25 protein-coding genes and 1 rRNA gene are annotated in these 22,815 nt (G+C 64.5%); 11 read left to right on the plus strand and 15 right to left on the minus strand.

Annotated features, from left to right (window positions below):
- The 4 genes from rrf to ABIC50_RS27240 all read left to right on the plus strand — a co-directional run.
- Window positions 1-83: ribosomal RNA gene (rrf, locus tag ABIC50_RS34025) — 5S ribosomal RNA — on the plus strand; the annotation flags it as partial.
- 217 nt (window positions 84-300) lie between these two features.
- Entirely contained in the window at window positions 301-705 is a 405-nt protein-coding gene (gene cueR, locus ABIC50_RS27230) for a Cu(I)-responsive transcriptional regulator (protein WP_105832843.1), read from the plus strand.
- 214 nt (window positions 706-919) lie between these two features.
- Window positions 920-1,066 carry a DUF3563 family protein gene (locus ABIC50_RS27235; protein ID WP_006478295.1) on the plus strand — a complete coding sequence of 49 codons (147 nt, stop codon included), beginning with the start codon at window positions 920-922 and terminating at the stop codon, window positions 1,064-1,066.
- A 114-nt stretch (window positions 1,067-1,180) separates the two neighbouring features.
- Window positions 1,181-1,549 carry a hypothetical protein gene (locus ABIC50_RS27240; RefSeq protein WP_175696834.1) on the plus strand — a complete coding sequence of 123 codons (369 nt, stop codon included), beginning with the start codon at window positions 1,181-1,183 and terminating at the stop codon, window positions 1,547-1,549.
- 14 nt (window positions 1,550-1,563) lie between these two features.
- Here ABIC50_RS27240 and ABIC50_RS27245 read toward each other — a convergent pair whose 3' ends face one another.
- The gene (locus ABIC50_RS27245; RefSeq protein WP_354168054.1) at window positions 1,564-2,409 is read right to left on the minus strand and encodes a 23S rRNA (adenine(2030)-N(6))-methyltransferase RlmJ; all 846 of its coding nucleotides are present in this window, start codon (window positions 2,407-2,409) and stop codon (window positions 1,564-1,566) included.
- Window positions 2,410-2,520: 111 nt separating this feature from the next.
- Entirely contained in the window at window positions 2,521-3,492 is a 972-nt protein-coding gene (locus tag ABIC50_RS27250) for a potassium channel beta subunit family protein (RefSeq protein ID WP_012364295.1), read from the minus strand.
- Window positions 3,493-3,656: 164 nt separating this feature from the next.
- Between ABIC50_RS27250 and ABIC50_RS27255 the strand changes: the two genes are divergently transcribed.
- Complete coding sequence (locus tag ABIC50_RS27255; protein ID WP_175662630.1) at window positions 3,657-4,445, plus strand: 3-hydroxybutyrate dehydrogenase; 789 nt, start codon at window positions 3,657-3,659, stop codon at window positions 4,443-4,445.
- A 150-nt stretch (window positions 4,446-4,595) separates the two neighbouring features.
- Here the strand turns inward: ABIC50_RS27255 and ABIC50_RS27260 are convergent, their stop codons facing one another.
- Window positions 4,596-5,795 carry an amino acid aminotransferase gene (locus ABIC50_RS27260; RefSeq protein WP_011657455.1) on the minus strand — a complete coding sequence of 400 codons (1,200 nt, stop codon included), beginning with the start codon at window positions 5,793-5,795 and terminating at the stop codon, window positions 4,596-4,598.
- Window positions 5,796-6,043: 248 nt separating this feature from the next.
- Here ABIC50_RS27260 and uvrB point away from each other — a divergent pair, with 248 nt between their 5' ends.
- The 5 genes from uvrB to ABIC50_RS27285 all read left to right on the plus strand — a co-directional run bounded on the left by uvrB (window position 6,044) and on the right by ABIC50_RS27285 (window position 11,589).
- Window positions 6,044-8,134 carry an excinuclease ABC subunit UvrB gene (uvrB, locus tag ABIC50_RS27265; protein WP_126228210.1) on the plus strand — a complete coding sequence of 697 codons (2,091 nt, stop codon included), beginning with the start codon at window positions 6,044-6,046 and terminating at the stop codon, window positions 8,132-8,134.
- A 220-nt stretch (window positions 8,135-8,354) separates the two neighbouring features.
- The gene (locus ABIC50_RS27270; protein ID WP_011657453.1) at window positions 8,355-8,906 is read left to right on the plus strand and encodes an iron transporter; all 552 of its coding nucleotides are present in this window, start codon (window positions 8,355-8,357) and stop codon (window positions 8,904-8,906) included.
- A 55-nt stretch (window positions 8,907-8,961) separates the two neighbouring features.
- Window positions 8,962-9,294 (plus strand): cupredoxin domain-containing protein, encoded by a 333-nt coding sequence (locus ABIC50_RS27275; RefSeq protein WP_354168055.1) that lies wholly within the window; start codon window positions 8,962-8,964, stop codon window positions 9,292-9,294.
- 58 nt (window positions 9,295-9,352) lie between these two features.
- Complete coding sequence (locus ABIC50_RS27280) at window positions 9,353-10,195, plus strand: FTR1 family iron permease (RefSeq protein WP_006760847.1); 843 nt, start codon at window positions 9,353-9,355, stop codon at window positions 10,193-10,195.
- Window positions 10,192-11,589, plus strand: a complete 1,398-nt coding sequence (locus ABIC50_RS27285; RefSeq protein WP_354168057.1) for a 4Fe-4S binding protein — start codon at window positions 10,192-10,194, stop codon at window positions 11,587-11,589. Before ABIC50_RS27280 ends, ABIC50_RS27285 begins: the two co-directional genes overlap by 4 nt.
- 320 nt (window positions 11,590-11,909) lie before the next feature.
- Here ABIC50_RS27285 and hemP read toward each other — a convergent pair whose 3' ends face one another.
- From hemP to ABIC50_RS27300, 3 genes are all read right to left on the minus strand, one after another.
- Complete coding sequence (gene hemP, locus ABIC50_RS27290; protein ID WP_006760849.1) at window positions 11,910-12,155, minus strand: hemin uptake protein HemP; 246 nt, start codon at window positions 12,153-12,155, stop codon at window positions 11,910-11,912.
- A 138-nt stretch (window positions 12,156-12,293) separates the two neighbouring features.
- Window positions 12,294-12,776 carry an SRPBCC family protein gene (locus tag ABIC50_RS27295; RefSeq protein ID WP_175676801.1) on the minus strand — a complete coding sequence of 161 codons (483 nt, stop codon included), beginning with the start codon at window positions 12,774-12,776 and terminating at the stop codon, window positions 12,294-12,296.
- 99 nt (window positions 12,777-12,875) lie between these two features.
- Window positions 12,876-13,748, minus strand: a complete 873-nt coding sequence (locus tag ABIC50_RS27300; RefSeq protein ID WP_175696828.1) for a pirin family protein — start codon at window positions 13,746-13,748, stop codon at window positions 12,876-12,878.
- Window positions 13,749-13,870: 122 nt separating this feature from the next.
- Here ABIC50_RS27300 and ABIC50_RS27305 point away from each other — a divergent pair, with 122 nt between their 5' ends.
- On the plus strand, window positions 13,871-14,848 hold the full coding sequence (locus tag ABIC50_RS27305) for a LysR family transcriptional regulator (RefSeq protein WP_105832435.1): 978 nt from the start codon (window positions 13,871-13,873) through the stop codon (window positions 14,846-14,848).
- A gap of 365 nt (window positions 14,849-15,213) precedes the next feature.
- On the opposite strand, the gene ABIC50_RS27310 is transcribed toward ABIC50_RS27305, so the two are convergent.
- The 9 genes from ABIC50_RS27310 to ABIC50_RS27350 form a co-directional block, all read right to left on the minus strand.
- A complete protein-coding gene (locus tag ABIC50_RS27310; RefSeq protein ID WP_041491221.1) occupies window positions 15,214-15,642 on the minus strand; it encodes an ExbD/TolR family protein in 429 nt (142 codons plus the stop codon).
- A 13-nt stretch (window positions 15,643-15,655) separates the two neighbouring features.
- Window positions 15,656-16,387 carry a MotA/TolQ/ExbB proton channel family protein gene (locus ABIC50_RS27315; RefSeq protein WP_011657446.1) on the minus strand — a complete coding sequence of 244 codons (732 nt, stop codon included), beginning with the start codon at window positions 16,385-16,387 and terminating at the stop codon, window positions 15,656-15,658.
- A gap of 34 nt (window positions 16,388-16,421) precedes the next feature.
- Entirely contained in the window at window positions 16,422-17,153 is a 732-nt protein-coding gene (locus tag ABIC50_RS27320) for an energy transducer TonB (protein ID WP_011657445.1), read from the minus strand.
- 217 nt (window positions 17,154-17,370) lie between these two features.
- Window positions 17,371-17,607 (minus strand): (2Fe-2S)-binding protein, encoded by a 237-nt coding sequence (locus tag ABIC50_RS27325; protein WP_006755389.1) that lies wholly within the window; start codon window positions 17,605-17,607, stop codon window positions 17,371-17,373.
- A gap of 149 nt (window positions 17,608-17,756) precedes the next feature.
- The gene (murI, locus tag ABIC50_RS27330) at window positions 17,757-18,620 is read right to left on the minus strand and encodes a glutamate racemase (RefSeq protein WP_354168058.1); all 864 of its coding nucleotides are present in this window, start codon (window positions 18,618-18,620) and stop codon (window positions 17,757-17,759) included.
- 46 nt (window positions 18,621-18,666) lie between these two features.
- Window positions 18,667-19,143, minus strand: a complete 477-nt coding sequence (gene bfr / locus ABIC50_RS27335) for a bacterioferritin (RefSeq protein WP_011657443.1) — start codon at window positions 19,141-19,143, stop codon at window positions 18,667-18,669.
- Window positions 19,144-19,336: 193 nt separating this feature from the next.
- Window positions 19,337-20,860: a fumarate hydratase gene (locus ABIC50_RS27340; protein WP_011657442.1), complete on the minus strand. Its 1,524-nt coding sequence runs from the start codon at window positions 20,858-20,860 to the stop codon at window positions 19,337-19,339.
- Window positions 20,861-20,894: 34 nt separating this feature from the next.
- Complete coding sequence (locus tag ABIC50_RS27345; RefSeq protein ID WP_011657441.1) at window positions 20,895-21,500, minus strand: TIGR00645 family protein; 606 nt, start codon at window positions 21,498-21,500, stop codon at window positions 20,895-20,897.
- A gap of 115 nt (window positions 21,501-21,615) precedes the next feature.
- A complete protein-coding gene (locus tag ABIC50_RS27350; protein ID WP_175662636.1) occupies window positions 21,616-22,524 on the minus strand; it encodes a DMT family transporter in 909 nt (302 codons plus the stop codon).
- Window positions 22,525-22,815: the final 291 nt, after the last annotated feature.

Genomic DNA, 22,815 nt, shown 5'->3' on the forward strand with positions numbered 1-22,815 from the left:
CTTCCCATCCCGAACAGGACCGTGAAACGACTCTACGCCGATGATAGTGCGGATTCCCGTGTGAAAGTAGGTAATCGTCAGGCTCCCTAAGCCAAAAACCCCCGCCCGAAAGGCGGGGGTTTTTGCATTGGCGCGGCGGAAAGGGCCAAGGCAGCACCACAAGGATCTCATCGCCGTTGATCCTGCCCTCATCGCCCACGCAGGAACGAAATCACGCGATTTGATACGATCGAAGTGTCGTCGGCTGCTTCGTGCGTCGACGTTCGTGTTCGACCAGAGCTTGACGGAGAGAGGGCAGGGATGAATATCGGCGACGCGTCGCGCGAATCCGGCGTCAGCGCAAAAATGATCCGGTACTACGAACAGGTCGGCCTCCTTGCGCCGAGCAAGCGTAGCGACGCCGGATACCGGATCTACGGTTCGGACGAAATCCATATCCTGCGTTTCATCCGCCAAGCGCGGCGGCTCGGCTTTCTCGTCGAGGACATCCGCAAGTTGCTGATGCTCTGGCAAGACCGCTCCCGCGCCAGTGCCGAAGTGAAGTCGATCGCCCTCGAACACGTGGCCGAACTCGACAAGCGGATCGCGGAGTTGAGCGACATGCGCAATACGCTCGCCGATCTCGCCGCGCACTGCCATGGTGACGGACGCCCGGAATGCCCGATCTTGGCGCGTCTCGCCGACCCCGTCGGTGAACCAGATTAGTGCACGTCCTCGAGGTCGAAGAGGGGCCTCAATTCAATATCCTTATAAATCAATGTGTTGACGAAGATGGTTCACGAATCATTCCGAATTGGAATGGCTTCCATGCAAGCATTTCACTAGCATCTTGATGCGACATCGCTATAATTCGGGATAACCCTTACGGGAAATCCCCGAATCTCGAATTCGCCAGGGTTCCCCTTCCTTGGAGAAAGTCATGATCGCCTACATCGTCGAAAAGCTGAGCAACTGGTTCGAATCCGCAGAGCGCGAGCGCCGTGAGGCTTACCTCGCTACGTCGTCGGATATCGTCCAGCTCGAGAGCCGCATCCGTTCGCTCGAAACGAACGGCTACTCGCTGTAATCGGAGTACCGTCAGGTGCCGTGTGGCACCGAGCGAAAAAGCAAGCCCCGTATTGACGGGGCTTTGTTTTTTTGTGCGCCGGATCTGGCGAAATCGTCAGCGTGGCGCTATGGTATGCACCTGCTTTTCCATAGGAAGATTACGACCATGCGCTTGCGTCTCGATGTACGTCACGTTTCCCGTGTGCGTCTCGTTCTGGGCGCCGCGGTGCTCGTTCACGGCATCGCGGCCGGTGCGGCGACTTCGTCCAAGCCGTTGATTCTCGATACGCAACGGGGGATCCAGGATGGCCAGGGCGGCCTTGTGTTGCAAACGGCGCCGTTATCGTCCGAGCCGATTGTCGAACCCGCGGGCATGCGAATGCCGGCCGGGCAGGGACCGAATTCGTCGGTCCCGTTGTTCGTCGCGCCGTATATCAATGTGCCGGGCTGGGGTGCGTCGCGTGCGAATCAGGCAAGACCCGCCCCGAGACTGCAACCGTAACGGCACGCCTCCGCTCAGTTCCCGCGGTGCTCGATCTCGCATCGGGCGCCGCTGTCCTGTCCCAGGCGTTCGACGAGGTAGAGCAGCGCTTCGTTCATGCTCTGTGCGAGCGTGTACGGCGGATTCAGGATGAACATTCCGCTGCCGTAAAGTCCCAGGCCATCTGCCGGCGGATTCGATACCGTCAACGTCAGGTGCAGCCAGTTGTTCGGCTGCAGGCGCTTGAGCTGTTCAGGAAAACGCTGCGACTCCACCCGCGCAACCTGCGGATACCAGATCGCATAACACCCGGTGGCGAAACGCTTCAGGCATTCCGTTACGCAGGTCACCGTGCGCGCGTAATCTTTCTTGTCCTCATAGGACGGATCGATCAGCACGAGCGCGCGTCGCGGCGGCGGCGGCAGCAGCGCCTTGATGCCTTCGAAGCCGTCACCGGCGTAAATCATCGCGCGTCGCCCGGCGTCGCGGAAGTTGTGACGCAGCACGTCGATTTCCGTCGTGTGCATCTCGAACAGGCGCATCCGGTCCTGCTCGCGCATCGCGCGCCATGCGAGATACGGCGAGCCCGGATAGTAATGCAGCTCGCCGTCGTCGTTCAGCGCGCGCACCTCGTCGATGTAATCGCCGAGCGCCTCCGGCAGGTTCTTGTCGTTCCACAGCGGGCCGATGCCGGTGTCGAATTCCCCCGTCTTGGCCGCATAACCCTCGCGCAGCGAATACACGCCGGCGCCTGCGTGCGTGTCGATGTACCAGTACGACTTGTCTTTCTTGTTCAGGTAGCGCAGCAGCTGGACGACGACGGCGTGCTTGAGCACATCCGCGTGGTTGCCTGCGTGAAAACCGTGACGATAACTGAGCATGGCTGGCTGCCTGAAACGAAGGATGAATCGATGAAAACGGACGATCGCGCGCGGCCGTCGGGCCGCACGCTAATGCGGCCGCGTATTGTACGCGAGTGGACGTGAGTCGCCTTACTCGTATGCGTCGCCGACGGCCTCCTCGATGCGTTGCCTGACCTCCGGCGTCAGCTTGGCGGCGACGTCGAGCGCGCGCATGTTGTCGCCGATTTGCTCGATCCGGGAGGCGCCCGTAATGACCGAACTCACGCGCGGATTCGCGAGCACCCACGCGATCGCGAGCTGGGCGGTGCTGCAACCGAGTTCGGCCGCGATTCCGCCGAGCCGTTCGACCACATCGTTGCTGGTCGGGTCCGTCAGCCGGTCGCGGAGCCAGTCGTAGCCCTGCAGTTCCGCGCGGCTGCCCGGCGGTACGCCATTGCGGTACTTGCCGGTGAGCAGCCCCGATGCAAGCGGGCTCCAGGTCGTCAGGCCGAGGCCGTAGTCGTCGTAGAGCCGCGCGTATTCGCGTTCGACCCGGGTACGGTGGAACAGGTTGTACTGCGGCTGCTCGACGACCGGTTTGTGCAGATGGTGCCGCTCGGCAATCTCATACGCGGCGCGGATCTCGTCGGCGCTCCATTCGGACGTGCCCCAGTACAGCGCCTTGCCGCGCACGATCATGTCGCTCATCGCCCACACCGTTTCCTCGATCGGCGTGTTCGGATCCGGGCGATGGCAGTAGACGAGATCGACATAGTCGAGCTGCAGCCGGCGCAGCGAGCCGTCGATCGCGTTCAGCAGATATTTCCGGTTCAGCGTGTGGTACTGATTCGGGGCTTCCGCGAGCCCCCAGAAGAACTTCGTGGATACGAGGTAGCTGATGCGCGGCCAGCCGAGCGACTTGAGCGCCTGGCCCATGATTTCCTCGGATTTGCCGCCCGCATAGACCTCGGCGTTGTCGAAGAAATTGACGCCCGCATCGCGGGCCGCCGCGAGGCATTCGCGTGCGGCCCGCTGATCGACCTGGTTGCCGTAGGTGACCCACGAGCCGAGCGAAAGCTCGCTGATCTGGAGGCCGGAGCGGCCTAGCCGTCGATAGTGCATGAAAATCTCCCGCGACTCGGAACCGACCTTAAGCTTAGACGTTTTGCGCGCGAACGGCGGGGCCGATCGTGCACAATAGCGGCTGACCCGCCGGCACGAGCCCGCGACGAAAGCGGATGCGGCGGGGGCGCGCTTTTTCGATCCGATAACGGAAGGAGACGGACATGGCAGCAGATCTGAGCGGCAAGACCGCAGTCGTCACGGGCGCCGCAAGCGGCATCGGCAAGGAAATCGCACTGGAGCTGGCCAAGGCGGGTGCGGCCGTCGCGATCGCCGACCTGAACCAGGACGGCGCGAACGCGGTTGCCGACGAGATCAACAAGGCAGGCGGCAAGGCGATCGGCGTCGCGATGGACGTGACCAACGAGGACGCCGTGAACAGCGGCATCGACAAGGTCGCCGAAGCGTTCGGCTCGGTCGACATCCTCGTGTCGAACGCCGGCATCCAGATCGTCAATCCGATCGAGAACTATTCGTTCTCCGACTGGAAGAAGATGCAGGCGATCCACGTCGACGGCGCATTCCTGACGACGAAGGCCGCGCTCAAGCACATGTACAAGGATGATCGCGGCGGCGTCGTGATCTACATGGGTTCGGTGCACTCGCACGAAGCGTCGCCGCTGAAGTCGGCCTACGTGACGGCCAAGCACGGGCTGCTCGGCCTCGCGCGCGTGCTGGCGAAGGAAGGCGCGAAGCACAACGTGCGCTCGCACGTCGTGTGTCCGGGCTTCGTGCGCACGCCGCTCGTCGACAAGCAGATTCCGGAGCAGGCGAAGGAACTCGGAATCAGCGAAGAGGAAGTGATCAAGAAGGTGATGCTCGGCAACACGGTCGACGGGGTGTTCACGACGGTGCAGGACGTCGCGCAGACGGTGCTGTTCCTGTCGGCGTTCCCGACCGCCGCGCTCACGGGGCAGTCGGTCGTCGTCAGCCACGGCTGGTTCATGAAGTAACGGAGTCCGGCACGGGCGGTCGCCACGCGTACCGTTCGTGGCGAGCCCTCGACGGCAATGCACGAAGCCATAAAAAAACGCGCTCCGGGGGAGCGCGTTTTTTGTTTCGGCAGGGCGGGCCGGTGACGGCTGCCGCCCGCGGATGCCGACTTACTTCAGGACTGCTGCGACCGCGTTTGCGACTGCGTCGAGGTTGCGCGTGTTCAGCGCTGCCACGCAGATGCGGCCCGTGCCGACTGCGTAGATGCCGAACTCTTCGCGCAGACGATCGACTTGCGCCGAAGTCAGGCCCGAATACGAGAACATCCCGCGCTGCGCGTTGATGAAGCTGAAGTCGCGATCCACGCCGCTCGCCTTCAGGCGCTCGACGAGGCCATTGCGCATCGCACGGATGCGGTCGCGCATTTCGCCGAGTTCCTGCACCCATGCAGCATGCAGTTCCGGCGACGCGAGCACGGCTGCGACGACGGCGCCGCCATGGGTCGGCGGGTTCGAGTAGTTCGTGCGGATCACGCGCTTCAGTTGCGACAGCACACGCGTCGCTTCTTCCTTGCTCGACGTGATGATCGACAGCGCGCCGACGCGCTCGCCGTACAGCGAGAACGACTTCGAGAACGACGACGACACGAATGCATTCAGGTCGGCCGCGGCAAACAGGCGCACCGCCGCTGCATCTGCCTCGATGTTCTCGCCGAAGCCCTGATAGGCCATGTCGAGGAACGGCACGAGGTTGCGCGCCTTGACGACGTCGACGACCTGCTGCCATTGCGCTTCGGTCAGGTCCACGCCGGTCGGGTTGTGGCAGCACGCGTGCAGCACGACGATCGTGCCAGCCGCATAGCCGTTCAGCGCCGACAGCATGCCGTCGAAGTTCACGCCGTTGGTGGCGGCGTCGTAGTACGGATACGCGACGACTTCGAAGCCGGCGGCTTCGAACAGCGCGCGGTGGTTTTCCCAGCTCGGGTCGCTGATCGCGACCTTCGCGTTCGGGTTCACGGTGCGGAGGAAATCGGCGCCGATCTTCAGCGCGCCCGTGCCGCCCAGTGCCTGCGCGGTGACCACGCGGCCTGCGGCGATCAGCGGCGAATCGTTGCCGAGCAGCAGCTTCTGCACCGCTGCGTCGTAGGCGGCGATCCCGTCGATCGGCAGGTAGCCGCGCGGCAGGCCGGCGTCGACACGCGCCTTTTCTGCTTCGCGAACGGCGCGCAGCAGCGGAATCTTGCCTTCTTCGTTCGTGTACACACCGACGCCGAGATTGACCTTGGTCGGACGCGCATCGGCGTTGAAGGCTTCGTTCAGGCCCAGGATCGGGTCGCGGGGAGCAAGCTGGACAGCGGAGAAGAGCGACATGATGATTCGGCAGTTGTGAAAAGAGGGTCAGGCTTTCAGCCGGCGGGGCGGGCGCAGCGGACCGCGCGCCAGCGGGCACGGCGCCGGAAAGCGCAGCAGCCTGATATTGTAGCGAATTCATGCTGCCGGGGGCGGCGATTGCGCGGCGAATTGCGATTTCGGCCGGTGCCGCGCGTCAGGAGCCGTCAGCGGTCCGCAACGCCGCGAAGCGCTAGAATAGTCTTTTGCCCTCGCTCCGGCCGCACTCCATGTCCGAACATCACGCCGAAGTCGGCGACGCGCTCGACGAATCGAAATTCGTGACCTTCGAAGGGTCGCCATTTCAGCTATACCAGCCGTATCCGCCCGCAGGCGACCAGCCGACCGCGATCGAAACGCTCGTCGAAGGTGTCGGCGACGGCCTCGCGTTCCAGACGCTGCTCGGCGTGACGGGTTCGGGCAAGACCTTCACGATGGCGAACACGATCGCGCGGCTCGGCCGCCCGGCAATCGTATTCGCACCGAACAAGACGCTCGCGGCGCAGCTGTACGCGGAGTTCCGCGAGTTCTTCCCGCGCAACGCGGTCGAGTACTTCGTCTCGTACTACGACTATTACCAGCCGGAAGCGTACGTGCCGCAGCGCGACCTGTTCATCGAGAAGGACTCGTCGATCAACGAGCACATCGAGCAGATGCGGCTGTCGGCGACGAAGAGCCTGATGGAGCGCCGCGACGTGGTGATCGTCGCGACGGTGTCGGCGATCTACGGTATCGGCAACCCGTCCGAGTACCACAAGATGATCCTGACGCTGCGCGCCGGCGACAAGCTCGGCCAGCGCGACGTGATCGCGCGGCTGATCGCGATGCAGTACTCGCGCAACGATCAGGACTTCCAGCGCGGCACGTTCCGCGTGCGCGGCGACACGATCGACATCTTCCCGGCCGAGCATGCGGAGATGGCCGTGCGCGTCGAGCTGTTCGACGACGAGGTCGAGACGCTGCAGCTGTTCGATCCGCTGACGGGCCGCGTGCGGCAGAAGATTCCGCGCTTCACGGTGTATCCGTCATCGCACTACGTGACGCCGCGCGACACCGTGATGCGTGCGGTCGAGACGATCAAGGACGAATTGCGCGAGCGCCTCGAGTTCTTCCACCGCGACGGCAAGCTTGTCGAGGCGCAGCGCCTCGAGCAGCGCACGCGCTTCGATCTCGAGATGCTGCAGGAGCTCGGCTTCTGCAAGGGCATCGAGAACTACTCGCGGCACTTCTCGGGCGCCGCGCCCGGCGAGCCGCCGCCGACGCTCGTCGACTACCTGCCGCCCGACGCGCTGATGCTGCTCGACGAATCGCACGTGCTGATCGGCCAGCTGAACGGCATGTACAACGGCGACCGCGCGCGCAAGGAGAACCTCGTCAACTACGGATTCCGGTTGCCGTCGGCGCTGGACAACCGGCCGCTCAAGTTCCCGGAGTTCGAACGCAAGATGCGCCAGGTGGTGTTCGTGTCGGCCACGCCTGCCGACTACGAGAAGCGCGTGACGGGGCAGATCGCCGAGCAGGTGGTGCGGCCGACCGGGCTCGTCGATCCGGAAATCGAAGTGCGCCCGGCCAGCTCGCAGGTCGACGACGTGCTGACCGAGATCAACGCGCGCGTGAATGCCGGCGAGCGCGTGCTGATCACCGTGCTGACGAAGCGGATGGCCGAGCAGCTCACCGAGTTTCTCGCCGACCACGGCGTCAAGGTGCGCTACCTGCACAGCGACATCGACACGGTGGAGCGGGTCGAGATCATCCGCGACCTGCGACTCGGCACGTTCGACGTGCTGGTCGGGATCAACCTGCTGCGCGAAGGCCTGGACATTCCGGAAGTGTCGCTCGTCGCGATTCTGGACGCGGACAAGGAAGGCTTCCTGCGCGCCGAGCGCTCGCTGATCCAGACGATCGGCCGCGCGGCGCGCAACGTGAACGGCAAGGCGATCCTCTACGCCGACACGATGACCGAATCGATGAAGCGCGCGATCGGCGAGACCGAGCGGCGCCGTGCGAAGCAGATCGCGCACAACGAGAAGATGGGCATCACGCCGCGCGGCGTCGTGAAGCGCATCAAGGACATCATCGACGGCGTCTACAACGCCGACGACGCACGCGCCGAGCTGAAGGAAGCGCAGCAACGCGCGAAGTTCGAGGACATGTCGGAAAAGCAGATCGCGAAAGAAATCAAGCGACTCGAAAAGCAGATGGCCGACTACGCGAAGAACCTCGAATTCGAAAAGGCCGCGGCCACCCGCGACCAGCTGGCGCTGCTGCGCGAACGCGTGTTCGGCGCGAATGTGGGCGACCACATCAGCGGCGGCCGGTAAACCTTTCCAAAACGTCACTGAAACCTCCCGGTAACTCGGTTGTAAGCCTTGTCGCATCAGGGGTTTAGCGGGGGTCTCGTTTGTTCCAGAGCCGGTTCGGTGCTACACTTCGCAAGTATTGAGAATAGTTCGCATTAACGTTCTTCATTGCGTTAGTGTTTCCGGCGAGCCGTCCAGGAGGGCGGTTGGCAGCGTGTCAGACAAATAACAAGGAGTGTCCATGTTGGGTTCTTCGTTCATCCGCACGTCGGTTGCGGTAGCGGCGGCGCTGGCCGCGATGTCGGCCTCGGCGGCCGAATATCCGATCGGCAAGCAGCAGATCCAGGGCGGCATGGAAATCGGCGCGGTATACCTGCAGCCGATCACGATGGATCCGGAAGGGATGATGCGCAAGGCGTCGGATTCGGACATCCACCTCGAGGCGGACATCCACGCGGTCAAGAACAACCCGACGGGTTTCGCGGAAGGCGACTGGATGCCGTACCTGCAGGTCACGTACAAGCTGACGAAGCAGGGCGACACGAAGTGGAAGGCCGAAGGCGACCTGATGGGCATGGTCGCGAGCGACGGCCCGCACTACGGCGACAACGTGAAGCTGGCCGGCCCGGGCAAGTACCACCTGACGATGATCGTCAAGCCGCCGATGCAATCGGGCCACATGGCGTTCGGCCGTCACGTCGACAAGGAAACCGGTGTGGGTCCGTGGTTCAAGCCCGTCACCCTCGAATACGACTTCCCGTTCGCCGGCATCGGCAAGAAGGGCGGGTACTGATCGGTGGCATCACGGACGGCGCGCTTCGGCGCGCCGTCAGCGTAGAGAACCCAGAATGAAATTTCCCCAGAAAATCGCCGCTGCAGCCGCCGCGCTGTGGCTCGCCGGCACGGCGCATGCCGCCGATCTGCCGACGTTCAAGCTCGAGATGACGGACGGCAAGCTGAATCCCGCCCGCATCGAAGTGCCGGCCGGTCAGCGCTTCAAGATCGAGATCCGGAATACCGGCAAGGGCGCCGCCGAATTCGAGAGCGTGCAGTTGCGCAAGGAGAAGGTGCTCGCGCCGGGCGCCGATTCGTTCGTGGTCGTCGCCCCGCTGTCGCCGGGCGAGTACAAGTTTTTCGACGATTTCCACCAGCAGGCACAGGGCGTGATCGTCGCGAAGTAATGCGTTTTATCTGCGTACGGGCGCACGAGTGCCGTGCCCCGCACGTCAGGAGGATTCAATGGGTCAGATCTTGTTCATCGTCTGGCGGGAGAGCGTCGAAGCGCTGCTCGTCGTCGGCATCCTCTATGCGTGGCTGAAGAACGGCGACGACGACGCGCGCCGCGGCCTGCCCTTTCTGTGGACGGGTGTGGCAGTCGGCCTGCTGATGGCCGTCGGTCTCGGCGCCGCACTCGTCGGCTTCACCGAAGTGCTGTCCGGCGACGCACAGGACTATTTCCAGACCGCGATGGTGCTGATCGCCTGCGTGCTGATCGTGCAGATGGTGCTGTGGATGCGCCGGCACGGCCGCACGCTGAAGCGCGACATGGAGCAGTCGCTGCAGCAGAGCACGCGCGATTCGAACTGGTGGGGCGTTGCCGTGCTGGTCGCGCTCGCGATCGCCCGCGAAGGCAGCGAGACGGTGATCTTCCTGTACGGCCTCGGTTTCGGCCAGTCGGGGCACGTGGACGCGAGCCAGATGCTCGCGGTCGTGATCGGCCTCGGCCTCGCGTTCCTCACGTTCTATCTGCTGCAGCTCGGCGGCAAGTACTTCTCGTGGCGGCATTTCTTCCGCGTCACCGAAGTGATGCTGCTGTTCCTCGGCGCGGGCCTGTTCCAGACCGGCGTCGACAAGCTGATCGACAAGGAAATCCTGCCGCTCGGCATCTCGCAGCTGTGGGACACGTCCGCGATCCTCGATGATTCCGGCACGTTCGGTTCGCTCGTCGCGACGCTGACCGGCTATCGCGCGCATCCGGCACTGACCAACCTGGTCGCCTATGCGGTGTACTGGGCGGTCGTCTGGCTGCTGATGAAGCGCGCGAGCCGCCGTCCGGCCGTCACAGCGGGTCGCACGGCATGAGCGTGGCCGCCGCAGCCAAGCCGGGCTGGCTCGCACAGGCCGGCCAGTGGATGCAGCGCCACGGCGCGGTGATCCGCGGTATCCAGTGGGTCGTCGTCGCCGTCTATGCATTCCTGATCATCGTGCCGGCGGTGTTGCCGCTGCCGGACGATTCCGCGCACCTGTGGAACAACCTCACGCTGATCGCGCAGTTCGTGTTCTGGGGCATCTGGTGGCCGTTCGTGCTGCTGTCGATGGTGATGCTCGGCCGCGTCTGGTGCGGCGTGCTGTGCCCGGAAGGCGCGCTCACCGAATACGCGAGCCGGTTCGGCCGCGGCGGCGCGATTCCGCGCTGGATGCGGTGGGGCGGCTGGCCGTTCGTCGCGTTCGGGCTCACGACGATCTATGGGCAGATGGTCAGCGTGTACCAGTACCCGCTCGCCGTGCTGTTCGTGCTCGGCGGCTCGACCGTCGGCGCGATCGTGATCGGCCTGCTGTACGGCCGCGAGAAGCGCGTGTGGTGCAAGTACCTGTGCCCGGTCAACGGCGTGTTCGGATTGCTGTCGCGGCTCGCGCCGATGCGCTACAAGGTCGACGAGGATGCGTGGCGCCGCTCGTACAAGAACGGCGAGCACGGACATCGCGTGATTCCGATCAACTGCGCGCCGCTCGTGCCGTTGCGCAACATGAAGGGCGCCGCCGCATGCCACATGTGCGGCCGCTGCAGCGGGCATCGCGATGCGATCGAACTGTCGTGGCGCTCGCCGTCCGACGAGGTCGTGAACCTCGGCGCGCAACAGGCGAACCCGTGGGACACGGCGCTGATCCTGTACGGCCTGCTCGGCGTCGCGATCGGCGCGTTCCACTGGACCGTCAGCCCGTGGTTCGTGCAGATCAAGCAATTCCTCGCGGGCTGGCTGATCGACCGCGACATCACGTGGCCGCTCGAGACCAATGCACCGTGGTTCCTGCTCACGCATTACCCGGATCGCAACGACGTGTTCTCGTGGCTCGACGGCGGTTTGGTCGTCGGCTATATCGTCGGCACGGGGCTCGTGTACGGTACCGCGCTGCTCGTGCTGCTGGCCGGCGCGACGCTGATGCTCGGCCGTTTCGATCGCGTGCGTCTTCATCATCTCGCGCAGGCGCTGATCCCGATCGCGGGTGCGGGCGTGTTCCTCGGGCTGTCGGCGACGACGTTGTCGCTGCTGCGGGCCGAGCATGTGCCGCTCGGCTGGGCGACGGATGTGCGCATCGCGATTCTGGTTTGCGCGAACGCGTGGAGCGCGTGGCTTGCTTGGAAGGTGACGGGGCGCTATGCCGCGTGGCCGCGCCGGCTGGCTGCATTCGCGTGGTTCGCGGCCGGCCTGGCCGTGATCGATAGCGCGTGGTGGTTGATGTTCTGGGGGTTCTGATGCGGGATTGAAGGCCTTGCGGCCGCGCGCCGGAGTAGCAGGCGAGGTATTCTGTCGCCGGGCTCCGGAGTGCGGTGAAACTGCAGCGCCGATAGCCGCGATGCCTGTTCCGTTGTCTGCGGACGCACAAACAAAAAGCGACACGTCTTTCGACGTGTCGCTTTTTTTCTTCCATGTGCGAGAACCAAAAAAGTGGCTTGGCTTGCTGCAACGGCTGCTTGAGTGTATTTGCACGAAGGGGTCTAGATCTCGCGTGCAAGCCGTTACGCTGGCTACTGCCCAACACCTCTCAGGGAGGTGGTCCCCACAATACTCTGTCGTTACTTCGTCAGGATCAGTTTGCCGAGCCGCGTGGCACGCAACTGATAGGTTTCTCCGTTATGCGCGATGCTGATGTGGCTGTGACCTTGCAGCAGCGCATCGCTGCTGAGGGTCCGTGTGCCGGCATCGCGGCTTCCGGCGGGTTTCGCCGGCGTCGTGACCGCTGCCGTCTTCTGACGGTTGCCGCTTGCGGTGCCGGTCGTGCGGCGCAAGGTCAGCGTGGTCGGGCGCGTGGTGTCGGTCATTCGGTTGATCGGTAACAGTCGATGCGATGGAATGAATTCTAAATGATAACTATTCCCATTTACAAAAACTCTTTATCGATCGATGCAACAACCCCGATAGCGTGAGTCAAAGAGGCGGCCCGCAGGCCGCCGCCGACTTCAGTGGAGCGGATCCGGGTCCTTGCGCCCTTGTGCGTATTCGCGGATCAGGCGCACCGTGTCGATGTCCGACGTGCGATACGCTTCCTTGACGATACCGTGCGTGTGACGCGCTTCCTCGCTGTCGTCCGTGACGGTCAGCGTCGTGCGGTATTCGAAACGCAGGAACAGCTCGTGATCGTCGCGCTCCTCGATCGTCATCGTCAGCGAGCCGCCGATTTCACCGCCGGCCGCATGGATGTCGTAGCGCACTTGCTCGTTCGGGATGAACGTCACGCGGTCGCGCACGATCGCATGCCCGTAGTGCAGCTCGCGTTCGAGCGTCGTGTCCGTCCGTTCGAGGACGACACAGCTGTCGAGACCGATCAGGAACAGCTGCGGCTGTTCGGCGCGCAGCACGAGGCCTTCCCAGAGCTGGTCGCGGGTCAGGGACGGCACGGCCGGATCGTCGGAGTTGATCTGGATCAGATGTTCGAAGTTCAAGGGGACGGGTTCCTTCTGGTGGCGGGCAGCCACATGGATCAAGAAGTTATTGTGACGCAAAACAAGCCGTTTCGCGGCAGCTGCGGCCCCGATTGCACGTCACGCTTCGATGCGGCCCATGCGGCCCGTCTGGTAGTCGACGACGGCCTGCCGGATCTCTTCCTCGGTATTCATCACGAACGGGCCATAGCGGACGATCGGCTCGTTGAGCGGGACGCCGCCGATCAGCAGCAGGTCGAGCGGCGTATCGCCGGCTTCGAAGGTTACCGCGTCGCCATCGTCACCGTAGACGACCATCTGCCGTGCGTCGACGGGTTGCCTGTCGGGCCCGTAGCGGCCCGCTCCGTCGAGCGGGTAGGCGAACACGCGATAACCTGGCGGCACCGGCTGCGTGACCATTGCGCCCGGTTGCAGCGTGAAATGCTGGTAGAGGATCGGCGTGCGCGTCTCGATCGCCGCACGCACACCGAACGCTTCGCCGGCAATCACGCGGACCTGCGCACGGCCGTCCGGCGACGTGGCGATCGGGATGCGGTCGGCCGGGATTTCCTGGTAGCGCGGTGCGATCAGCTTGTCGCGGCGCGGCAGGTTCACCCACAGCTGGAAGCCGTGCGAGCGGCCGCCCGCCTGCGCGAATTCGGGGTCCGGCATTTCGCTGTGCACGACGCCCGCGCCGGCCGTCATCCACTGCACGTCGCCGGGCCCGAGCGTGCCGGCATGGCCGGCCGAGTCGCGATGGCGAAAGCGCCCGTCGAGCACGTAGGTCACCGTCTCGAAGCCGCGATGCGGATGGTCGGGCGCGCCCTTGGCTTCGCCGGGCGCATAGTCGACGGGGCCCATTTCATCGAGCAGCAGGAACGGATCGAAATCCATCAGCAGCCGGGTCGGGAACGGGCGGTGAACCACGAAGCCGCCGCCTTCGGTCGTGCGAAGCGCGGGGTAGGTGCGGTCAAGCGAGCGAGCGGTCGTCATGCAGAAGCCCTCGAAATCATCGGAATAGCGTTATTTTTGAAACATAGCGCTATTATATTGGGCGTTTTGCGGTCCGATTTGCGGCGGTTCGCAATGGATTGTTCTGAAATTGGAACGATGAAATGAACATCGATGCACACAACCTGAACGACCTGATGTACTTTTCGCAGGTCGTCGAACACGGCGGGTTCTCGGCTGCGGAGCGCGTGCTGGGTATCTCGAAATCGCGCCTGTCGCGGCGCCTGACGGAACTCGAAGCGGCGCTCGGCGTGCGGCTGCTGCAGCGTTCGACGCGCAAGCTCGCGCTGACCGAGGCGGGGGAGCTGTTCTACCAGCATTGCCAGGCGATGCTCGCCGAAGCCCAGGCCGCGATGAACGCCGTGCAGCAGTTGCGCTCGTCGCCGCGCGGCTCGGTGCGCGTGAGTGTCCCGGTCACGCTGTCGCAGACGATGCTGTCGCGCATCCTGCCCGAATTCCTGCACCGCTATCCCGAGGTGAAGGTGCACATCCGCGTGACGAACCGCGTGATCGACCTGTTCGAGGATTCGGTCGATGTCGCGTTGCGCGTGCGCTCGGAGCCGCCGCAGAACGCGAACATCGTCGTGCGGCCGTTGTGGCGGACCGAGCAGATGCTGGTCGGCGCGCCGAGCCTGTTGAGCCAGAATGCGCCGCCGCTCGTGCCGGACGATCTGGCGCGCTTCGAGACGCTCGATACGCCGAGCGTCGACGGACGGCACGTGTTCAACCTGATCGCGCCGGACGGCACGCGTCACTTGCACGAGCACGATCCGAGGCTCGTGACGGCGGACCTGATGACGATCCGCGAGGCCGTGCTCGACGGCCTCGGCATCGCGGCGCTGCCGGAGATGATGTACGGCAATGCATTGCGCGCCGGACAGTTGTCGCCCGTGATGCCGGGCTGGACGCTGCCGGTGCCGCAACTCTATGCGGTGTTCGTGTCGCGGCAGGGGATGCCGCCCGCGGTCCGAGCGTTCGTCGACTATTTGGTCGAGAAGCTCGATCACGGCGATTACAAGCAGCCGAGCTGCCCGGAGCGCGACAAGAAGGAAGCCGCGGCGGCCGATGCTTCGTCCACCTGAATGCAAACTGCGCGTCGTGGCAAATTTGTTTTGTCATTGAAGTGCCGCCGGCAATCGCAAGTTTCAATCGCAGGGGCCTTGAATGCGTTCGCGCGCGGGCCTATATTGAAATCCCATTTCGCGAAGGAAGTTCTGAGCGGAATCAGGTGGCCGCATATATTGCGAGCCAGATAGGGCAGAACGCGCAGTCCGTGCAGACCACGGTAGCCGCATTGCGTTGCTCGAGGCGCAACCGATACCGCCGAAGAGCCCGCCGCCCGAAGGCGCCCGCGTGCGCATGAAAAAAGGCCTTCATCTGGCGATGAAGGCCTTTTACTTTGTGGGGCCGGCGAGGCGCGGCCGCCGACCGGCCAAACGCGCGTGCGTTACTTCGCCTTCGCGCTCGGCTCGGTCACGAAGCCGAGCTTCGTCAGGCCGCCGGCCTGCGCATCGGACATCACTTCCGCCACACGCTCATAGGCAACCTTGCGATCGGCGCGCAGGTGCAACTCCGGTTGCGGCTGATGCTGTGCCGCTTCCGCGATGTGTGCCTGCAGCTGCTCGCGCGTGACCGTCTGGTCGTTCCACAGGATCGTGCCGTTGCCCTGGATCGCGACGTCGACCGTTTGCGGCTTTTCGTCGACGGGCTGGCTGCTCGCGTGCGGCAGGTCGATCTTCACCGCGTGCTGCATCGCCGGGATCGTCACGAGAAAGATGATCAGGAGTACGAGCATGACGTCGACGAGCGGCGTCATGTTGATCTCGCTCATCACGCCATCGTCGTCGTCATCGCTGAAGCCGGTGTTCATTGCCATGGTTCACCTCGTCTCAGCTGGCGCGCGTCGCGAGACGCAGGCCGTCGCGGGGCGACGACGACGCGAGGCGCGCGCCCGTCACGAAGTAGGCGTGCAGACCGTGTGCGAAGCGGCGCAGCTTGCTGACGACACCCTTGTTCGCGCGCGTCAGTGCGTTGTAGCCGAGCACGGCGGGAATTGCGACGAACAGGCCGAAGGCCGTCATGATCAGCGATTCGCCGACCGGACCCGCGACCTGGTCGATCGACGTCTGGCCGGTTGCGCCGATCACGAGCAGTGCGTGATAGATGCCCCAGACCGTGCCGAAGAGGCCGACGAACGGCGCCGTGCTGCCGATCGACGCGAGAATCGCGAGGCCGGCCTGCATGCGCGAGATGCCTTCGTCCATCGTGTCCTTCAGGCAGCGCGTGACCCAGTCGGACACGTCCATGCGGTCGTGCAGGTGCGGCTGCGTCTGATGGTGGTGATCGGCGGCTTCCTTGCCCGACAGCGCGAGCGCGAGGAACGGGTTGTCGCTCGGCGTCGATGCGGTGAGACCGAGCTTCTTGATGCCGTCGTCGAAGTCGTCCGAATGCCAGAACGCCTGTTCCGCGTTCTTCGTGAGGCGGTTCAAGCGAATCACGTTCCAGCCCTTGACGATGATCACGATCCACGACAGGACCGACATCACGAGCAGCGTGATCGCAATGGCGCGCGTGACGAAATCACCTTGCGCCCAGACGTGCGCGATACCGTAGCTTTGCATTTTTGTTTCCTTTGAATCTTCCGGATGAGGCAGGTTAGTCGGTGAGCCCGAAGTTGTAGGGCTGTGTGCGGGCGGCGCGGATCGCCTGGCCGTTCTCGATATACGGACGGCAGGTAGTCGAGCGCATCGCGTCGAGTGCGGCATCGTCGAGGCGCGGATAACCGCTGCTTTTCTGCAGCTCGACGCTTTCGATCTTGCCGGTCACGCCGACGACGAAGTGAACATAGGCGGTGCCCGATTCGCCGCGGCGACGCGACATCGACGGGTAGTCGGGTTTCACGAAGTTGCATTGAAGCGTCGGCACGTTCTTCGGCGCGCTGACCTGCATCGTTTCGCGAGCCGGGCTGGGCGTTGCGGCCGGCGCTGCAGCGGCGGGCGCGGCGGGCGCCGGCGTCGGATCGGCAGCCGGCGCGGGCGTCGGCGATGGGGCAGGCGATTGCGCAACCGGCTGAGGCGCGGGCTTGGCCGCCTTCTGCACCGGCTTCGGCTCGACCTTCGGTTTGACGCGCGGGGTGGGCTTCGGCGGCGCGGGTTGCGGGATCGATTCGGCCGCGACCTGCTGGGCGATCGGCGCAGGCGTGATGAGCTGCGCGGTGATCGACTGCACTTCGACCGATTTCGGCGGCGGCGCGTTGCGATGGAGCCACGCAGCCGTCAGCATGATCGCGTGTGCGGCAAGCACACCGACCGCGACCGTGATGACCCGGGGATTCATACGTGGAGCAGCCGGCAGGATGCCGGCAGGAGCGGATTGCGAAGCCTGCATGTTAGCTTGAAAGAACGACGTCGCACCCGGGGCGCGGCGGGTGAATCGGCACTACTTGCGGAAGATCAGCAGCGAGATGCAAACGGTGGTCACAAATCCGATCAGCAATTCCATGACAGGCTCCTTGGCAGGTAAGCCGCTGGCTCGCGTGGAAAATGGCTTGCTGACGGTTGGACATAAAATGCGGCGGCGGCCGCATGCGCACGCTCGGCGCCGCTCAGGCGGCCTTGCGGTCGTAGAACGTGACCGGGATCGGATGAGCGTGGTGCTCGACGCCGCACCGGCTCGCGCAGACGCCTTGCTCGGCCATGAGGTCGCGTACGGACTCCTCGCACTTGCCGCAGCACGTGGCCACGCCGAGCTCGAACTGGAGTTCGTCGAAAGAACCCACGCCCTCGGCGAGGGACGCGCGAATCTTGCGATCCGAAACTGACTTGCACACGCAGACGATCATGATGAGTTGCGATAGCTAACGGTAATGCGAATTATTATCATTAAATTTGCGGAGGTTGACAAGCCTGGGTTCGGCTTTTTTTAAGGTCATCGGACCCTTCAAACGGCGGGATAGCAGGAGAGGGCGTGCCGGCGGTGTGCCGGCGCGCGTCAGGCGGTCGCGCAGGCGCGCGCGTTCGGCGAGGAAATGGTGACGGATTCGACCGGCGCGTCGAGGCCGAGCAGCGTCGACGCGAGTGCGTGCAGTTGCAGGCCGTCGCCAGTCGAGCAAAAGCGCGGCGGCGCGGCACGCGTGCCGGCCGGCGCGCGCAGGCCGCGTTCGTCGAGCACCCGCGCGAGCTGGCGGGCGATGGCATCGCTCGTGTCGACGATCGTCAGGCGGTCGCCAACAATGTCACGAATCGTTTCTGTGAAGAACGGATAGTGCGTGCAGCCGAGCACCAGCGTATCGGCACCGTCGTCGAGCATCGGCTGCAGATAACGCTCGAGCAACGTGCGCAATGCGGGCGAGTTCGTGTCGCCGCGTTCGATCGCTTCGACGAGCCCGTGGCCCGGCTGGCAGATGAAGCGGCGGCCGGCGCCGTAGCGGTCGAGCAGCGCCTGGAAGCGCGGACTGTTCAGCGTCGATTGCGTCGCGAGGACGCCCGCGACGCCGGTCGTGGACAGCGCGGCGGCCGGTTTGATGCCCGGTTCGACACCGACCAGAGGTATCGACAGGCGTTCGCGGATCGCCGCGATCGCTCGCGCCGTTGCCGTGTTGCACGCGATCACGAGCGCTTTCGCCCCTTCGCGGGCGAGCCACTCGCCGATGGCCAGCGTGCGTTCCGTAATGAACGCCTCGTCGCGCGGCCCGTACGGCGCGTGCTGCGAATCGGCGACGTAGACGAACGACTCGCCGGGCAGGTGCGCGCGCACGGCGCGCAGCACCGACAGGCCGCCGAGCCCCGAATCGAAGATCCCGACGGGGGTGGCGGGGCTGGCCCCGGAAGCGGCTGGCTGGTGCGTCATCGTCATGCGGACGGCGAGGTAGCGGGCGTGGCGGCGGTGGCCGTGATGGCGCTTACTCGGGCGAACCCATCATCGTCTGCTGGTAGTTCTGCAGGCCGACCTTGCCGATCAGGTCGATCTGCGTTTCCAGCCAGTCGATGTGCTCTTCGGTGTCGTCGAGAATCTTTTCGAAGATCTCGCGCGACACGTAGTCACGCACCGATTCGCAGTAGGCGATCGCTTCCTTGCAGGTGTTCTGCGAGATCTGCTCGAGCTTCAGGTCGCACTTCAGGATCTCCTCGGTTTCCTCGCCGACGAGCAGCTTGTGCAGGTCCTGCAGGTTCGGCAGGCCGTCGAGCATGAACACGCGCTCGATCAGCCAGTCGGCGTGCTTCATTTCGCCGATCGATTCGTCGTATTCATGCTTGCCGAGCTTGTCGAGGCCCCAGTGCTTGTACATGCGCGCATGCAGGAAGTACTGGTTGATTGCCGTGAGTTCGTTCTTCAGTTGGGCGTTCAGATATTCGATGACTTTCTTGTCGCCTTGCATGGCTGTTCCTTGTTCAGTGGGGCTTCAGAAACCGAACGATAATCGCTCGACCGAGAAAAGCCAAGCCTCGAAGCCTTGCCGGGCCTGCCTTTTGCGTGTAATGAGAATCAGCCTTGCGTAACCGGCCGCGCGCGAGAATGAGAATGGGAAGTAAAAAGGCCGGACGCTTGTCCGGCCTTTCGTTCGATCGCGCTTAAGCGGTTGCGACCGGGATCTTGCCGATCTTTGCCTGCCATTCCTTCGGACCGGTCTGGTGCACCGACGTGCCCGACGAATCGACGGCCACCGTCACCGGCATGTCCTGCACGTCGAACTCGTAGATCGCCTCCATGCCGAGGTCTTCGAATGCGAGCACCTTCGCGCCGCGGATCGCCTTCGACACGAGGTACGCCGCACCGCCGACCGCCATCAGGTAGGCCGCCTTGTGCTTCTTGATCGCATCGATCGCGACCGGGCCGCGTTCGGCCTTGCCGACCATCGAGATCAGACCCGTCTGAGCGAGCATCGTCTCGGTGAACTTGTCCATCCGCGTGGCCGTCGTCGGGCCTGCCGGGCCGACCACTTCGTCACGCACCGGATCGACCGGACCCACGTAGTAGATCACGCGGTTCGTGAAGTCGACCGGCAGCTTCTCGCCCTTCGCGAGCATGTCGGCGATGCGCTTGTGCGCGGCGTCGCGGCCCGTGAGCATCTTGCCCGACAGCAGCAGCGTCTGACCCGGTGCCCAGCTCGCGACTTCTTCCGGCGTCAGCGTGTTCAGGTCGACGCGCTTGCTGGTTTCCGTGTTCGGTTCCCACTGGACCTTCGGCCACGCGTCGAGCGACGGCGCTTCCAGCTTGGCCGGGCCGGAGCCGTCGAGCACGAAGTGCGCGTGGCGCGTGGCCGCGCAGTTCGGGATCAGCGCGACCGGCTTCGACGCCGCGTGCGTCGGAGCAGCCATGATCTTCACGTCAAGCACGGTCGCGAGGCCGCCGAGGCCCTGCGCGCCGATGCCGAGCGCGTTGACTTTCTCGTGCAGCTCGACGCGCAGTTCCTCGACCCAGTCCTTCGGACCGCGCGCGATGATTTCCTGAATGTCGATCGGCTCCATCAGCGATTCCTTCGCCATCAGCATCGCCTTTTCAGCGGTGCCGCCGATGCCGATCCCGAGCATGCCCGGCGGGCACCAGCCGGCGCCCATCGTCGGGACCGTCTTCAGCACCCAGTCGACGATCGAATCCGACGGGTTCAGCATCACGAACTTCGACTTGTTCTCCGAGCCGCCGCCCTTCGCCGCGACCTGCACGTCGACCTTGTCGCCCGGTACGATCTCGTAGTGGATCACGGCCGGCGTGTTGTCCTTCGTGTTCTTGCGGGCGCCTTCCGGCGGGTTGACGATCGATGCGCGCAGCACGTTGTCCGGGTGTGTGTAACCGCGGCGCACGCCTTCGTTGATCATGTCGGTGAGGCCCATCGTCGCGCCGTCCCAGCGCACGTCCATGCCGACCTTCACGAAGATCGTGACGATGCCGGTGTCCTGGCAGATCGGGCGGCGGCCTTCCGCGCACATGCGGCTGTTCGTGAGGATCTGCGCGATCGCGTCCTTCGCGGCCGGGCTCTCTTCCAGCTCGTACGCGCGGCCGAGGGCCTGGATGTAGTCGAGCGGGTGGTAGTAGCTGATGTACTGCAGCGAATCCGCGATGCTCTGGATCAGGTCTTCCTGTTTGATGACGGTCATGGCTGAGACTCTGTGGGGACAGTGGGGAATGCGTTTATGCGTTGACGGCTGCTTCGGCCGGCTTGCGGGACTCGTTCGCTGCCGGCGCGTGCGTCTCGTGGAAATGGGCCGGGTGCGTATGGGTCGTCAGGCGGTCGACCCACGCCATCACGAGCGCCGATACGAGGAACGACACGTGGATGATCACCTGCCACATGATCGCGTGCGTCGTGTGCTGGTCCGGGTTGATGAAGGTCTTCAGCAGGTGGATCGACGAAATGCTGATCAGCGCCATCGACAGCTTGACCTTCAGCACGCCCGCGTTCACGTGGTCGAGCCACTCGGGCTCGTCCGGATGGCCCTCGATGCCGAGGCGCGACACGAACGTTTCGTAGCCGCCGACGATCACCATGATCAGCAGGTTCGAGATCATCACGACGTCGATCAGGCCCAGCACCGCGAGCATCACGCTGATCTCGTCGAGGCTGGTCGCGTGCGACAGCAGATGCCAGACTTCTTTCAGGAACAGGAATACATAGACGGCCTGCGCGACGATCAGGCCCAGATAAAGCGGAACCTGGAGCCAGCGGCTCATGAAGATCAGCGCGGGAAGGGGGCGTAGCGAGCGACGGGTGTGGCCGGGCGAATGCGAGGCAGACATGATGGAGGTACGGGGGCGCTGTGCGCAGGTATCGGGGGTAATCTTGAAAAGGCGCGCTATTGTAACGCGTCGGCCGGCGCGACTGCAGCGACGCGCCGGGAGAGCAGGGGACGGATCAGGAAGCCGCGGCCGGCGCGCGTTTGACGCGCAGGCTCGCGAGCACGATGCCGGTGACGACGCACGCGAGCGCGACGCCGTGGGCGAGCGTCGGGCGTTCGCCGAGGAACGCGATGCCGTATGCGGCGGCCGCGACCGGCAGCACCGCGCTGAACACGCCGGCGAGGCTGCCCGGCACGTGCCGGATGCCCTTCATCCATAGCCAGAACGAGAAGATGCTGGCCGACAGCCCGTACCAGACGACGAGCGCCCACGTACCGGCCGGCACGCTCGCGTAATCGAACTGCCACAACGCCGACGCGCCGAGCGGCAGCATCAGGAACAGGCCGAACAGGTGCGTGTACGCGCAGATGTCGATCGGCGCGAGCGTCTGCGTGAGCCGGCGCGACAGGATCACGTAGATCGATTCGCAGCAGACGGCGCCGAGGATCAGCAGGTTGCCGGTCAGCGAGCCTGACGAGGCGGCGCCGGCGTCATGCGCGGACGCGCCGCCGTTCGCGAGATTGATCGTCACGACGCCGGCGATCGCGAGTGCGATCGACACGAGCGCACGGCCGTTCGGTTTTTCACGCAGGATCAGCCACGCGAACAGCGCGACGATGGCGGGGATCGTGCTGGTGATCACGCCGGCCGCGACCGCGCTCGTGCGCTGCACGCCGTTGAGCATCAGCAACGTGAACATGAAGGTGCCGAAGAACGCCTGCAGGAACAGGTTCAGCCATTCCGCGCGCCGGACCGCGCGCATCTTCACCGGGCTGAACAGCGGCCACAGGACGGCGATCGCGATCACGAAGCGCAGCGTGGCGAGGATGGCGACCGGGACGAAGACGACGATGGATTTACCGATACCGACGTTGCTGCCGACGAACAGCATCGACAGAATGAGGAAGAGGGCGTAGCGATTCAAGCTGGAGTCCGGGGGGCGAGTTCAGTTACGATTGTAGGGTCGCAGTTGTAACAGCGTAAAGCCGACGGCCAAGCGCCGACCGTGGCGCGGCGGCGTGCGAAACGGCGAGGCCGCGTAAGTGATGGGTAAGTTCGAGCGCTTATCGTGGAAATCGCCGGGCCGTACGCTCACCGTCGCGTGACGTGGTGCGGCGCAGCATCGTGCGGGCCTTCGAGGCGCGCGCAGGTGGTGGGAGACAGCGGCGCACGCGTGCGCCGGCCAAGACGCGGTGCGCACGATCGCGCCGCCATG

It is taken from the genome of Burkholderia sp. 567, assembly GCF_040545115.1.
Taxonomy (GTDB): domain Bacteria; phylum Pseudomonadota; class Gammaproteobacteria; order Burkholderiales; family Burkholderiaceae; genus Burkholderia; species Burkholderia ambifaria.